The organism is Nocardia spongicola (assembly GCF_047200775.1).
GTDB lineage: Bacteria > Actinomycetota > Actinomycetes > Mycobacteriales > Mycobacteriaceae > Nocardia.
Genome location: NZ_JBJZOO010000006.1, coordinates 158703 through 171966, shown reverse-complemented (window position 1 = coordinate 171966; position 13264 = coordinate 158703). Strand labels below are relative to the sequence as shown.

The 13264-nt window shown below is 65.1% G+C and carries 16 protein-coding genes; 11 read left to right on the top strand and 5 right to left on the bottom strand.

Annotation, left to right across the window (positions count from 1 at the left end):
- Positions 1 to 86: 86 nt before the first annotated feature.
- Entirely contained in the window at positions 87 to 233 is a 147-nt protein-coding gene (locus tag ACL02S_RS14695; RefSeq protein WP_412802963.1) for a hypothetical protein, read from the bottom strand.
- Between the two features lie 239 nt (positions 234 to 472).
- On the opposite strand from ACL02S_RS14695, the gene rpsH reads away from it, so the two are divergent.
- The 9 genes from rpsH to map all read left to right on the top strand — a co-directional run bounded on the left by rpsH (position 473) and on the right by map (position 6012).
- Entirely contained in the window at positions 473 to 871 is a 399-nt protein-coding gene (gene rpsH / locus ACL02S_RS14690) for a 30S ribosomal protein S8 (RefSeq protein ID WP_412802962.1), read from the top strand.
- Positions 872 to 884: 13 nt separating this feature from the next.
- Positions 885 to 1424 (top strand): 50S ribosomal protein L6, encoded by a 540-nt coding sequence (rplF, locus tag ACL02S_RS14685; protein ID WP_412802961.1) that lies wholly within the window; start codon positions 885 to 887, stop codon positions 1422 to 1424.
- Positions 1425 to 1426: 2 nt separating this feature from the next.
- Positions 1427 to 1834 (top strand): 50S ribosomal protein L18, encoded by a 408-nt coding sequence (gene rplR, locus ACL02S_RS14680; protein WP_412802960.1) that lies wholly within the window; start codon positions 1427 to 1429, stop codon positions 1832 to 1834.
- 34 nt (positions 1835 to 1868) lie between these two features.
- Positions 1869 to 2519: a 30S ribosomal protein S5 gene (rpsE, locus tag ACL02S_RS14675; protein WP_412802959.1), complete on the top strand. Its 651-nt coding sequence runs from the start codon at positions 1869 to 1871 to the stop codon at positions 2517 to 2519.
- 2 nt (positions 2520 to 2521) lie between these two features.
- Complete coding sequence (gene rpmD, locus ACL02S_RS14670) at positions 2522 to 2701, top strand: 50S ribosomal protein L30 (RefSeq protein WP_067507522.1); 180 nt, start codon at positions 2522 to 2524, stop codon at positions 2699 to 2701.
- Position 2702: 1 nt separating this feature from the next.
- A complete protein-coding gene (gene rplO, locus ACL02S_RS14665) occupies positions 2703 to 3146 on the top strand; it encodes a 50S ribosomal protein L15 (protein ID WP_412802958.1) in 444 nt (147 codons plus the stop codon).
- A gap of 176 nt (positions 3147 to 3322) precedes the next feature.
- Positions 3323 to 4642, top strand: a complete 1320-nt coding sequence (secY, locus tag ACL02S_RS14660; protein WP_412802957.1) for a preprotein translocase subunit SecY — start codon at positions 3323 to 3325, stop codon at positions 4640 to 4642.
- Positions 4639 to 5184, top strand: a complete 546-nt coding sequence (locus tag ACL02S_RS14655) for an adenylate kinase (RefSeq protein ID WP_412802956.1) — start codon at positions 4639 to 4641, stop codon at positions 5182 to 5184. The genes secY and ACL02S_RS14655 overlap by 4 nt, the downstream gene beginning before the upstream one ends.
- A 30-nt stretch (positions 5185 to 5214) precedes the next feature.
- Positions 5215 to 6012: a type I methionyl aminopeptidase gene (map, locus tag ACL02S_RS14650; RefSeq protein WP_412803029.1), complete on the top strand. Its 798-nt coding sequence runs from the start codon at positions 5215 to 5217 to the stop codon at positions 6010 to 6012.
- Here map and ACL02S_RS14645 read toward each other — a convergent pair.
- Both ACL02S_RS14645 and ACL02S_RS14640 read right to left on the bottom strand, forming a co-directional pair.
- Positions 6009 to 6791: a class I SAM-dependent methyltransferase gene (locus ACL02S_RS14645; protein WP_412802955.1), complete on the bottom strand. Its 783-nt coding sequence runs from the start codon at positions 6789 to 6791 to the stop codon at positions 6009 to 6011. The genes map and ACL02S_RS14645 overlap by 4 nt on opposite strands.
- A gap of 64 nt (positions 6792 to 6855) precedes the next feature.
- Positions 6856 to 8358: a hypothetical protein gene (locus tag ACL02S_RS14640; protein ID WP_412802954.1), complete on the bottom strand. Its 1503-nt coding sequence runs from the start codon at positions 8356 to 8358 to the stop codon at positions 6856 to 6858.
- A 174-nt stretch (positions 8359 to 8532) separates the two neighbouring features.
- Between ACL02S_RS14640 and dtd the strand changes: the two genes are divergently transcribed.
- Complete coding sequence (dtd, locus tag ACL02S_RS14635; protein WP_412802953.1) at positions 8533 to 8976, top strand: D-aminoacyl-tRNA deacylase; 444 nt, start codon at positions 8533 to 8535, stop codon at positions 8974 to 8976.
- Between the two features lie 89 nt (positions 8977 to 9065).
- Here dtd and ACL02S_RS14630 read toward each other — a convergent pair whose 3' ends face one another.
- Entirely contained in the window at positions 9066 to 9359 is a 294-nt protein-coding gene (locus ACL02S_RS14630; protein ID WP_412802952.1) for a hypothetical protein, read from the bottom strand.
- 463 nt (positions 9360 to 9822) lie between these two features.
- Here ACL02S_RS14630 and ACL02S_RS14625 point away from each other — a divergent pair, with 463 nt between their 5' ends.
- On the top strand, positions 9823 to 10284 hold the full coding sequence (locus ACL02S_RS14625; RefSeq protein WP_412802951.1) for a DUF4254 domain-containing protein: 462 nt from the start codon (positions 9823 to 9825) through the stop codon (positions 10282 to 10284).
- Positions 10285 to 10329: 45 nt separating this feature from the next.
- Here ACL02S_RS14625 and ACL02S_RS14620 read toward each other — a convergent pair whose 3' ends face one another.
- Complete coding sequence (locus ACL02S_RS14620; RefSeq protein WP_412802950.1) at positions 10330 to 13047, bottom strand: nucleotide-binding protein; 2718 nt, start codon at positions 13045 to 13047, stop codon at positions 10330 to 10332.
- Positions 13048 to 13264 lie beyond the last annotated feature (217 nt).

Here is a 13264-nt window from a genome sequence, read left to right as displayed (position 1 = left end):
CGGGTACGGCGGAATTTCTCCGGTGAAGTGGTCCTTGGTGCGGCATCGAGTGCGCCCCGCGGCATAGGTTGTGCCGAGAGCCGGACTCAGAATTCGAGGTCCGACCAGGGGAGGTGGATCGGGAACGGGAAGTCGATGGCGACGGCGTCGAAATCCTTCGGTGACCATTCACCGACGAAGAGGTAGTCGGCCGGGTGTAGCGGGCGGAGGCGCCGGCTGTTTCCGCTGGTCATGAGCCGCGTGCCAAGGACTGCCCTGTGGACCCCGATTTTGTCCAGGCACCGGCGTTGCCTACACTAGACCGGTTGCCCGGGCATCTCCATGTCCGCATGCGTGCGCTCGGGTGATCGAACCTTCTCCGGTCGGCAACTGCCTGCCGGACCATCCGAATTGTCGTAGGCCCACGGTCGCGCATGCCGAGCATGTCGGCGCTGTATGGGAACCGCGGCGAGAAAGGTGTCCAGGTCGAACTATGACCATGACTGATCCGATCGCAGACTTCCTGACGCGTCTGCGCAACGCCAACTCGGCGTACCACGATCAGGTGAAGGCCCCGCACTCGAAGCTCAAGGCGAATATCGCCGAGATCCTCAAGCGCGAGGGTTACATCGCCGACTACCGGACCGAGGCCGCGGCTGTGGGGCAGACCCTCATCGTCGACCTCAAGTACGGCCCGAGCCGGGAACGCAGCCTCGCGGGCGTGCGCCGTGTCTCCAAGCCCGGTCTGCGTGTGTACGCGAAATCCACCAACTTGCCCAAGGTCCTGGGCGGCCTCGGCGTGGCAATCATCTCCACGTCTCAGGGTCTGCTCACCGACAGGCAGGCGGCCAAGCAGGGCGTGGGCGGCGAAGTCCTCGCTTACGTCTGGTAAGGGAGTCAGGACAATGTCGCGTATTGGTAAGAAGCCCATCGCCATTCCGGCCGGTGTCGATGTCGCCATCGACGGGCAGGATGTGTCGGTGAAGGGGCCCAAGGGCACCCTGTCGTTGACCGTTTCCGAGCCGATCACCATCGCCAAGGGCGAGGACGGCCAGCTCGAGGTCACCCGCCCTGACGATGAGCGCCGCAGCCGCTCGCTGCACGGCCTGACCCGTACCCTGGTGTCGAACATGATCGTCGGCGTGACCCAGGGTTACGAGAAGAAGATGGAAATCTTCGGTGTCGGCTACCGTGTCGCGCTGAAGGGCCAGAACCTCGAGTTCGCCCTCGGCTACAGCCACTCGGTCCCGATCGAGGCGCCGGAGGGCATCACGTTCGCGGTGGAATCGCCCACCAAGTTCTCCGTGTCCGGAATCGACAAGCAGAAGGTCGGCCAGATCTCGGCGGTCATCCACGGCCTGCGCAAGCCTGATCCGTACAAGGGCAAGGGCATCCGCTACGCAGGCGAGGTCGTTCGCCGCAAGGTCGGAAAGACGGGTAAGTGATCATGGCGCAAACCGAAAATCAGAAGGCCAAGCGCATTCCGCTCGGCAAGGACGCCTCGACCCAGCGCCGTCTGTCCAAGACGCGGCGGCACTTCCGCCTGCGCAAGAAGGTCGTCGGCACCTCGGAGCGGCCCCGCCTTGTGGTCAACCGCTCTTCGCGTCACCTGCACGCGCAGCTGGTGGACGATTCGGTCGGCAAGACCATCGCCGCCGCCTCCTCCGTCGAGGCCGATGTGCGCGCGCTGGAGGGCGATAAGTCGGCCAAGGGCAAGAAGGTCGGCCAGCTGCTGGCCGAACGGGCCAAGGCCGCCGGTATCGATGCCGTCGTATTCGACCGTGGTGGGCACGACTACCACGGCCGGATCGCCGCACTGGCCGATGCCGCTCGCGAAGGTGGGTTGAAATTCTGATGACTGTTGTGAACGAGAACGGAAGGAACGTCTGATGCCGGGACGTCAGCGGCGTGACGGCGGAAGCGGACCCGCCGGACAGAATGGCAATGCCCCCGAGGGCGGCCGTGGCGACCGTCGCGGTGGCGGCGATCGCCGTGGTGGCGCCGACCGTCGGGACAATGCCGCCGAGAAGAACCAGCTGGAGCGGGTTGTCGCGATCAACCGCGTCTCCAAGGTCGTGAAGGGTGGTCGTCGCTTCAGCTTCACCGCCCTTGTGATCGTCGGCGACGGCAACGGCCTGGTCGGTGTCGGCTACGGCAAGGCCAAGGAAGTTCCCGCGGCCATCCAGAAGGGTGTCGAGGAGGCTCGCAAGAACTTCTTCCGCGTCCCGATGATCGGCTCGACCATCACCCACCCGGTGCAGGGTGAGGCGGCCGCCGGCGTGGTCATGCTGCGTCCGGCCTCGCCGGGTACCGGTGTTATCGCCGGTGGCGCCGCGCGCGCCGTGCTGGAGTGCGCGGGCATCCACGACATTCTGGCCAAGTCGCTCGGTAGCGACAACGCGATCAACGTCGTGCACGCGACGGTGGCCGCGCTCAAGCAGCTGCAGCGTCCGGAAGAGGTGGCCGCGCGCCGCGGCCTGCCGCTGGAGGACGTGGCTCCGGCAGGCATGCTGCGTGCCCGTGCGGGACAGGGAGTCTGACAATGGCAGATCTCAAGGTGACCCAGATCAAGAGTTCGATCGGCGCCAAGCAGAATCAGCGGGACAGCCTCCGGACCCTCGGCTTGCGGGGTATCCGCAAGTCCGTGATCCGTGAGGACAACGCCCAGAACCGTGGGCTGATCAACGTCGTGCGCCACCTCGTGACCGTTGAGGAGGTCTGACATGACCATCAAGTTGCATCACCTGCGTCCGGCGCCGGGTTCCAAGACCGAGAAGACCCGCGTTGGTCGTGGTGAGGGCTCCAAGGGCAAGACCGCGGGTCGTGGTACCAAGGGCACCAAGGCGCGCAAGAACGTCCCTGCCGCATTCGAGGGTGGGCAGATGCCGATCCACATGCGGCTGCCCAAGCTGAAGGGCTTCACGAACCCGTTCCGCACGGAATACCAGGTCGTGAACGTCGGCGCCATCGCCAAGTTGTTCCCCGAGGGTGGCGAGATCGGTAAGGCCGAGCTCGTGGCCGCGGGTGCGGTTCGGAAGAACCAGCTGGTCAAGGTGCTCGGTGAGGGAGAAATCGGGGTCGCGGTCCAGGTGACTGTCGACAAGGTCTCCGGCTCCGCGAAGGAGAAGATCACCGCGGCCGGTGGCACCGTCACCGAGCTGGGCTGACGGTACTCTGCATAGGGTGGCACCGGATGAGTGAAGGCTCGTCCGGTGCCACTGTTAGAGTTCTATTGTTGTCTGCCAAGCCTCGTCATGGTTTTTCGGCGTCCCTCCTGTACCGAACAGGACTGGGCCGCGCTGAAGCATCCATGGCATGACCATGTCGTTCGCCAGGAGGATCAGTGCTTTCCGCCTTCGTATCGGCCTTCCGGACTCCGGACTTACGGCGGAAGATTCTCTTCACGCTGGGGTTGGTCGCGCTGTACCGTGCCGGTGCTTCGCTGCCGTCTCCCGGGGTGGACTACAAGGCGATCCAGGACTGTATCGAACAGGTCTCCGGCGGTGATTCCGCCGGCATCTACCAGCTGATCAACCTGTTCTCCGGTGGCGCGCTGCTATCGCTGTCGGTCTTCGCGATCGGCATCATGCCCTACATCACCGCGAGCATCATCATCCAGCTGCTCACTGTGGTCATCCCGCGGTTCGAGGAACTGCGCAAGGAAGGCCAAGCAGGCCAGACCAAGATGACGCAGTACACCCGCTATCTGTCGATCGCGCTGGCGGTTCTGCAGGCGACCGGTCTGGTCGCGTTGGCGGCTCGCGGTCAGTTGTTGCGCGGCTGCCAGGAGGACATCCTGGCCGATACCAGCATCTTCGGCATGATCATCATCGTCGTGGTGATGACGGCGGGCGCGGCTCTGGTGATGTGGTTCGGCGAGCAGATCACCGAACGCGGCGTCGGTAACGGTATGTCGCTGCTGATCTTCGCCGGTATCGCCGCCCGTATCCCGGCCGAGGGCAAGGGCATTCTGGACAGCCGCGGTGGGATGGTATTCGCTCTGGTCTGTGTCGCCGCGCTGGCGATCATCACCGCCGTGGTCTTCGTCGAGCAGGGCCAGCGCCGGATCCCGGTGCAGTACGCCAAGCGTGTGGTCGGCCGGAAGATGTACGGCGGCTCCTCGACTTATCTCCCGCTGAAGGTGAACCAGGCGGGTGTTATCCCGGTCATCTTCGCGTCGTCCCTGTTGTACCTGCCGAATCTGGTGGCGCAGCTGACCTCCTCCAGTGGCGGCGATCAGGGCTGGTGGCAGGAAGCCATCCAAAAATACTTGGTGAACCCGGGCAACCCGGTCTACATCGCGATCTACTTCGGTCTGATCGTCTTCTTCACCTACTTCTATGTCGCGATCACCTTCAACCCGGAGGAGCGCGCCGACGAGATGAAGAAGTTCGGCGGCTTCATTCCGGGCTATCGCCCCGGTAAGCCGACCGCCGACTATCTGAACTTCGTGCTGAGCCGGATCACCCTCCCCGGCTCCATCTACCTCGGTCTGGTTGCCGTCCTTCCCAATCTTTTCCTGGATATCGGCTCCTCGGGCGGTGCGCAGAACCTTCCGTTCGGCGGTACCGCGGTGCTGATCATGGTGAGCGTCGGCTTGGACACCGTGAAGCAGATCGAGAGCCAGCTGATGAATCGAAATTACGAAGGGTTCCTCAAGTGAGAGTTGTACTGCTCGGTCCGCCGGGCGCCGGCAAAGGCACGCAGGCAGTTCTGCTGTCGGAGAAGCTGGGCGTCCCGCACATCTCCACAGGGGACTTGTTCCGCGCGAATATCGACCAGCAGACCCCGCTGGGCCGCGAAGCGCAGGAGTACATGGCCAAGGGCAACCTGGTGCCGAGCGACGTGACCAATCGAATGGTCGAGGGACGGGTCAACGAGCCCGATGCCGTGAACGGGTTCGTACTCGACGGCTACCCGCGCACGGTGGACCAGGCCGATGCCTTGGAGAAGATCCTCAAGGACATGAGCACCACGCTGGACGCTGTGTTGTGCTTCGTCGTGCCGGAGGACGCGGTGGTCGATCGGATGCTCTCCCGTGGTCGCGCCGATGACAACGAGAGCGTGATCCGCAATCGGCTCCGGGTGTACCGCGAGGAGACCGAACCGCTGTTGCAGCACTATGACGGCTTGGTCATTTCGGTGGACGGTATCGGTGGCATCGAAGAGGTCAACGCCAGGGCGCTGCGGGCGCTGGGTCACTGATGTCGCTCATAAGGGAGCGCTGAGGCCGTGATGGGCTTCCACCGCAAGAAGAAGGTCGTGCCGTTCCGGACGGCAGGTGAACTGGATGCCATGGCAGCGGCAGGCGCGATCGTCGGCCGCGCTCTGGTGGCGGTGCGCGCCGCCGCCGAGCCAGGAGTGTCCACCCTGGAGCTGGACGAGGTCGCCGAGCAGGTGATCCGGGATGCGGGCGCGGTGCCCTCGTTCAAGGGCTATCACGGTTTCCCCGCCTCCATCTGCGCATCGGTGAACGACCGTGTGGTGCACGGGATTCCATCTGCCGAGGAGATCCTCGCCGAGGGTGACCTCGTTTCCATCGACTGTGGGGCGATTCTCGACGGTTGGCATGGTGATTCGGCCTGGACTTTCGGGGTCGGCACCACCATCGAGGCCGATCAGTTACTCAGCGCGGCCACCGAATTATCGATGGAAGCGGGGATCGCGGCGATGGTGCCGGGTAACCGGCTGACCGACGTCTCGCACGCTATCGAGTCGGGTACCCGTGCCGCCGAGCAGAAACACGGGCGCGCCTATGGCATCGTCGACGGCTACGGCGGGCACGCCATCGGCAGAGAGATGCACCTCGATCCATTCCTCGCCAATGAGGGCGCCCCTGGTAAGGGGCCGAGGCTCGTGGTGGGATCAGTGCTCGCGATCGAGCCCATGCTCACCCTCGGCACTACGCAGACCAAGGTGCTCGACGACGACTGGACCGTGGTCACCCTCGACGGCAGCCGTGCGGCGCATTGGGAGCACACCGTCGCTGTCACCGAGGACGGGCCCCGGATCCTGACGTTACGTCCGAATTAGGTAGCGCGCGGAGTCGAGCGCAGCGCTACCGTCACGATCGGCACATCGAAATCCCCTGTGGCGGTTTCCGGCTGCGCGCGCAGATAAGCAGTGATCCGGTCGAGTACCTCGGTGCGTTCTTCCGCGGAGATCACCATAGTGTGTGAGTGCGTACCGATGGTCGCGGTGAGCGATTCGGCAGTGCGCCGATGCTTATGGGGGAAGTTCGCACGTTCGAATTCGTGGAACAACGGGTGGGTGGGCAATCCGGCATCCAGCCACCGCAGCAGCGGCATCGACATCGTGGTTTCCGCGACTGCATGAAGGCCGGCGACCCAGCCAACCGACTGGTCGTCGATATTCCACAGGGCAGCGAACGTGCCGTCCCGGCGCAGCACTCTGGCGATCTCCGGAAAAGCACGCTGCTGATCGAACCAGTGGAATGCCTGCCCGGCCACGACCGCGTCCACCGAGTCGTTCCCGAGCGGGATCATCTCGGCGGTACCGGCATGGACGGTGACCCCAGGACATCTGTGCGCCAGTTCCGCGCGCATCTGCTCATCCGGTTCCACCGCGATAACGTGGGCACCGGCGGCGAGCAGACCGTGGGTCAATTTGCCGGTTCCGGCCCCGAGATCGAGTACGGTCGGCGGGTGCCGGTCGGCGACGGTTTCCACTACCCATCCGACGGCTTCGGCGGGGTAGTCGGGGCGATGTTCGGCATAGTCGGCGGCACGAGCTCCGAAGGAGTTCGCCCGTCTGGCGATCTGCTCGGATACGGGATCGCTCGGGTTCTCCATCTTTCCCAGCTTAGGGAGGTAGCGGGCGCGGTCTACCGCAGTATGTTCGTCCGCGGGGTGGATCTCAGGGTGTCGTGCGGAAGAACAGCACTCGATCGCCGTGCTCGGACAGTGGGGTGCCGATACTGATCTGGCGGAGCCCGCTGTCGGGCATATAGGTGAGGTTGGCGAACATCGTCGTATTACCGAACGCTGTCCGCAGCTTGGTTTCGGTCACTCCATCGGCGTTGTATTCGGCCAGCGTCTTGAAGTCCAGCGGTGCGAGTGGTTTGTCGAGCGGAGCCTGGCCTGCCGGACGGCCGAGTGCGGCGTATTGGGTGGCCGCACCGTGCTCGTACCAGCACAGCTCGTAGGCGATATGTTCGGTGACGGTAATGGCGGCCACCGGCCAATCCTGCGATAGACGCAGCGCCAGCGGATGTTTCGCCACCGGGGTGAGCTCCCAGTTCATACTCATGACCGTGACCCAGCCACCCATGGGCTGATCGATCAGCACGATATCGTCACCGAGGGTGGCCGAGGTATTCAGTGTGGGCTCACCGGCCGTCCACGGCGACGGTTGCTGACCCAGATAACTTTCCCGGTCGAGCGGATAGGCATCGTCGATGGCGTATGCCGCGATGATCGCGGCGCGCACCTGGGCGACAGCATCCCGATGAGGGCAGTACACGCTCAGCGCACCGAAGGTGGCGCCGATCCGCACCGGCATCGACGGCTGATCCGGCTGCGTACCCGGCGCGAGCGGTCGCAGGCCGACCAAGACCAACTTCCAGTTGATCTCTTCGACAGTGGACAGATCGCCGGAGGCGGTGAACATGATCTGCTGCTGGGTCAGCTGCCCGGCCTGCTCCAGGGTGCGGCAACCGAGCTCGGCGAGCGCACGGTGCGATTTAGGGGTGAGGTCCAGGTCCTGGATACCGCACGCGCGAAGCCGGAACGCCATGCTGTCCGAGGTCAGCGCGGCGTATCGGGTGCGATACATGGTGATCGCCTGTTTGCGGGAACGACCGATCATGAGGGTGCGCAGTAGCGTGCTCAGGCTGGCCAGGTATTTACCGGACAGCTCCGGGTTCGCCGCGGCCAGGGCGGCGCGGATATGGGCAGCCTCCTCGGTCGCCGCCACCGCGGCGTCCTGGTCCAGCCTGCCCAGCCACACGCCACACTTGGATAACCCGTCCGCGCACGGACCCGCGACCTCGGGATGGGTCCGTGCCACCTGGCGATAGACATCGCAGGCGTTGCGGATCATCGTGGTCGCGAGCTCCCGGCGGCCACTGTGCCGTGTTGCCTGTTCGAAGGTGCGCAGCGCATCGGTCAGTTCACCGGCGATCCGCGCGGTCAGTATCTGGCCTCGGGAAAGCAGCCGCAGGCGGATGGCCACCGCTTCTTCGGCAGGCGCTAGCGCCTCCTCGGACCGGTTCCGCGCCGGTCCACCGGACTTGGTGGCGAGCAGACCTTTGGCCAGTTCGCCGAGCGAGGTTGCGAGCCGCAGCTCGGATTCGACCGAACGGTCCCGCGTCGCGTACCGATCTGTCGCGATCTGACGCTCCAGCGCGTCCAGATCCATTGCACTCCTCATTTCCAGCGCAGTTCTCCACTACCGCGGCGTCCGCGCGGCGCTGCTTTCCGCGCACCGAGTTTGTCACGATTGCGGTCCGCACGCACCACCGGTCCACCGCAGGGTGGGTCGGAGTCACCCGTGTGGCTGTCTTGCCTTGGTGAGGGGGCATGATCGAGGGTTGTGCGAGTTCTTCTGCAGCGGGTGAGTTCGGCGCGAGTGACGGTTGCTGATCAGGTCGTCGGCCGGATCGATCCGGCGGCGCACGGTGTTGCGCACGGTCTGGTCGCCCTGGTCGGTGTGACCCACTCCGATACCGAGGCGGTCGCGACGGCATTGGCCGATAAGGTCTGGCGGCTGCGCATTCTGGACGGTGAACGATCGGCTGCCGATCTGCATGCCCCGATTCTGGTGGTCAGTCAGTTCACCCTGTACGCGGACACTGCCAAGGGCAGGCGCCCGTCCTGGGCGGCGGCCGCCCCGAGGCCCGTCGCCGAACCTCTGGTCGAGACCTTCACCGCGGCGCTACGTGAACTCGGCGCCATGGTCGCCACCGGGCGCTTCGGTGCGCATATGCACGTCGATTCGGTGAACGACGGACCGGTCACCGTACTGCTGGAAATGTGAGCCACACGGCTCGAAGCGAGTGACGGTGCGGTGGCACGACCGATCCACACGTAGTGCTCAGTGAATGACACCGAGTACGCCGGATGCGCTCAATCGTGCGGATTCCGCTCTTTTCCCGGCTCGCTTTCCGAGGATGCTCCCGGTGCCCCGGCATCGGCGATGGTATCCACGTCGGCGAGCCTGCTGGCGAAAGCGGCGCGTGCTGCCGTCACCAGGGACACGTCGATCTCCGGATACGCACTGGCGATGTCGACCAGGGCAGCGTCGGTTTCGATGTCCAGCCATGTCTCCGAATGCAGCCCACCACCGGTGGTGACCGATGCGAGCTCACGCTCGAAATTGCGGCGCAGTTCGTCTTTGGTCGGGTATGCCCTTTGTGTCATCAGCCCTCCTATACGGATAGGATTTCTGTGCTGTACCTCCAGTATTGCGCTGTTGTCGCGGACCTCGACCGGCAGGCGGCTCCTTCGGTGCTCGGATGGCGTGGCACAGCGTTATTCGCCGGTGAGCTTCGACGAGCGGGCTGTGCCAGTGCCTATCTACTGGTCACAGCCGCGGAGTATGCCATGTCGTGTGCCGGATACGCGGGCGGCGGATCGCACCGAGACCGCAGTGTGACAATTGCGTTCGGTCATGTGCAACTGAATCGCATTGCGGGCTGTGGCAATTGATGTGTACTCGTGATCTTCTACGGCTGGGTAGCGCTTGACAGGCTCCAGCACGGGTTTATCGTAATGGGCGTCCTGATCCGGTGTTGTGCGGCGATGACGGCGAGGCAACGTGGCAGGTTCGAATACAACAGTCGTAATGGCACCCCCCGGCACATCGAGGTGTGTCGATGCTTCGGTGCGTCCTTCTGTGCCGGGGCCGATTCCCACCTCCGACCTATTGGTCCGGGCATGTCGCGGTCACCGGGTGGTCGGTGGTCCACTGCTGTGGTTCTCCCATGATCTGGCTGTGCTGCATGAGCGGCGGTTGATCGGCCGGGGTGGCTCGGTGGATACCGCCGCGGCGACGGTTCGTGAAATCGAGCGGCGCAGAGCCGAATTGGTGATGGCGATCGACGATTGGGTGGCGCGCTATGTACCGCAGCACCGACTCGGCGCTACCCTGCACACCGAGACGGTGGGTGCGGTGATCGATCGCCTCGCGGAGTCGTCGGTGCGGGCGCATCACGCGTTGATGACGCTGAACGCGCACGACGAGCTGTTACACAACGCGTGGCACCATCTCGCCGAACTCGCTGATGCCTATGACGACTTGGTACGTGACGTCATGGCAGGCAGACGGCGCCTGCCAGAATGGTGAACGGGTATCCCTAGCTCGTGTCCATCGGCCAGCAGCCGATGGACACTATGAGCGGTAGTGGTGATGGTCGGTGGCGAAATCGTCCGCGATGGTCGCGGCCAGCTCCACGTAGGCCCGCTTGGTCTGTTTGTGCAGCCGGTGTAGATCGATCTCGGCTCCCTCGGAGATATGCGGGTCGAAAGGGATGATATGCACAGCACGGCAGCGGGATAGAAAATATTCCCGTAGTTGCTGGATACCGACATTCGGCGAGCCTGCTCGCGGCGAGTTGATCACCACAACCGCATTGCGTACCAAGTGGTCGTGACCGTGTAGCGACAACCAGTCCAAAGTCGCTGCGGCGCTGCGGGCCCCGTCGATCGCGGGGGACGAGATCAGCACCAGCGAGTGCGCCAGATCGAGCACGCCGGACATCGCCGAGTGCATCAGCCCGGTACCGCAGTCGGTGAGGATGATGTTGTAGAACCGCTGCAGGATCCGGGCGACCGCGCGGTACTCTTCTTCGTTGAAGGACTCCGAAGCCGCTGGATCACGTTCGCTGGCAAGCACTTCCAAGCGGCTGGTGGACTGCGAGGTGTGCCTGCGCACATCCGAGTAGCGCTGGACATTTGGGTCGAGCAGCAGATCGCGCACGGTCGATCTGGTCTGCAAAGGCACCCGTTGGGACAACGTTCCGAAGTCGGGGTTGGCGTCGACCGCGATCACCCGGTCACCCCGGATAGAGGCGAAAATGGAGCCGATACCCATTGTGGTGGTGGTCTTTCCGACGCCACCCTTCAATGAGAGCACTGCGATGCGGTAATCGCCGCGGACCGGTTGCCTGATCCGGGCGACCAGCTCCTGGAGTCTGAGCTCTTCGGCGGACATGCCGAGGTTGATGGCACCGCCGGACGCATGGTGTACCGCCTTGCGCCATCCGGTTCCCGGCGCCCGCTTGGCCCGTCGTAATGGCACCTGGTCCAGTGACGGTTGCTGGAACTGCGTGCCTGGTTGCGGTGCGGGCGGATACGGGTTGTCCCGATGCGGGGCATTCGCCTGCGCCGCGGGATACCCGTATTCCGGGGGGCCGGGATGTGGCTGCGCGGGTGGTGCGGGATGTGGCTGCGCGGGTGGCGAAGAATACGGCAGTGCCCTGCCGTATTCCTGGGCCGGATGCTGCCAGGCAGCAGCGTGCCATCGGCCTGCGGTCGGTTCGGTCGCAGGGCCCGATCCACCGCCGAACTGGGCTGGGCGGCCGGAGGATTCGGTCGGTTCTTGATTCGGGTGTGTAGCGCTGTCGTGAGCATTGCGCGCAGGGTCGTGCTGTTCGGCGGATGCCGGCCGCGTATTCGCGAACTGGGTTGTGTGCCCAGTGTGTTCGCGGGAAGGGATGCCTTGGGCGGGCTGCACGGGTCGTTCGGTGTTCTCCTCGAGTGGCCGATCATTTTCCGTTGGCAGCCGATGTCGTCCGCTGCCTGCCGGTTGTGCTGCCGCGGTGGCGCCGGCCATGCCTGTCGCGGTGCTCGTCTGGTTCGATATCGCGGCATCGGGAACCTGTTGTGTGCGCGTCGGTTTCGCTGATCCGGACGCACCGGCTCGCCCGGCTGTCTCGTCCGGGTGCGCGGTGTTTTCCGGTGTGGGCGCTTGGGTTCGGGTGGGTCCAGGTGTGGCGTGCCACGGTGGTAGGGCGCCGGAGCCCGCGAGGGCAGGGGCAGGGGGTTGCTGCGGCGGTCCGCTCCGTGCGGTGTCCTGCGGCGGCCCAGCGGGGGGCATGACGGATTGCTCGCCGGGTGGGCGGGGCGGTTCACCGCCGGTCGGCGGCTCGCTGGTCCGGTTATCAGGCTGCGGGAGGTGCGGGTTCGCACCGGTATCCGGCGCCCTCGTATCGTCCCTGTGCGTCGCGGGCGCGGCATGTTCCGGGGGAGTTCTCGGCGGCGTGGCGGGCTGCTGGTTCGGTCGTACCGAAGACAGCGCGGCATCGATCCGGGGGTTACCGGTGGACGGCCATTCGTCGATACGCGGTCCAGGTGCGGTATGGCCGGCGCTACTGCCTCGGTCCGCTGTGTCCGGACCGAGGGGTGGGCTAGGGCGCTCACCCCTCGGTACCGGTTCGCTCCGTGGCGTTGGGCCGGGGTGTCCGTCGTGTGGTTGCCACTGTGGATCGGGGCTGTGGTCGTGCCGAGGCGCTGCCCGGTAGTTCACTGCCCGCGTTTCGGTGGGTTCGTTACCCAGCGGGCGGAACTCCGGTGCGGGCTGCGCGGGAGCACGGGCGGGTAGGTCGTACCGGGGGATATCGCCAGTGCGCTGCGGGGGGTGCCGGGTACCGCCCTGATGCGGTGGCGCGTGCTCGGGTGCGGGTTGTTGCCGGTGGGGATAGGCGTCGGGTGCGGAAATGGCCGGGCCAAGTGGTGGGCCGGGTGCGGGCGGATTCTGCCGTGGTTGTTCCGAAAGGGGTTGTGCTTGTTCCGGAAGGGGTCGCGGTTGTTCCGAAAGGGGTTCGCCCCGCCCGCTTGCCGCGTAGCCGTCGGTTGTTTCTCCGCTGGTTTCTTGTCCGTCGGCTTTATCGCGGCGCCTGCCAATACGTCGCTTCGGCGCTCGCGTGGATTCCGGCTGTTCCGCTTCCGCTGCCCGGTTCCTGAAGAGTCCGCGTTTACGACTCGGTGTTTCTTCGATGAGTTCGTCGTGCGGGAGGTTCTGTACCGGCGTCTCGTAGCCGACCTGGGTGACTTCGCTTTCCGACAGCCACGGCGGCAACATGGGTAGGTCGTCGTTACCGCGGCTCACGGCTGCGCCTCGCCGACGGGTGGTCGCACCGCGATCAAGGGCACTGCGCCGGTGGCTCGCTCGCTGCGTGCGCTCACACGTCCCCCTCGATCTGATCGCCTCGGTATCCGGACAGCGGTCAGTTTACGCGACAACCATCGGAAGCCTTCGCGGTGCGGACGGGTCGCTGGACAGCGCAGGCCACGGGCGGAATGCCGCTGCGAAGCCGTGTCCGACG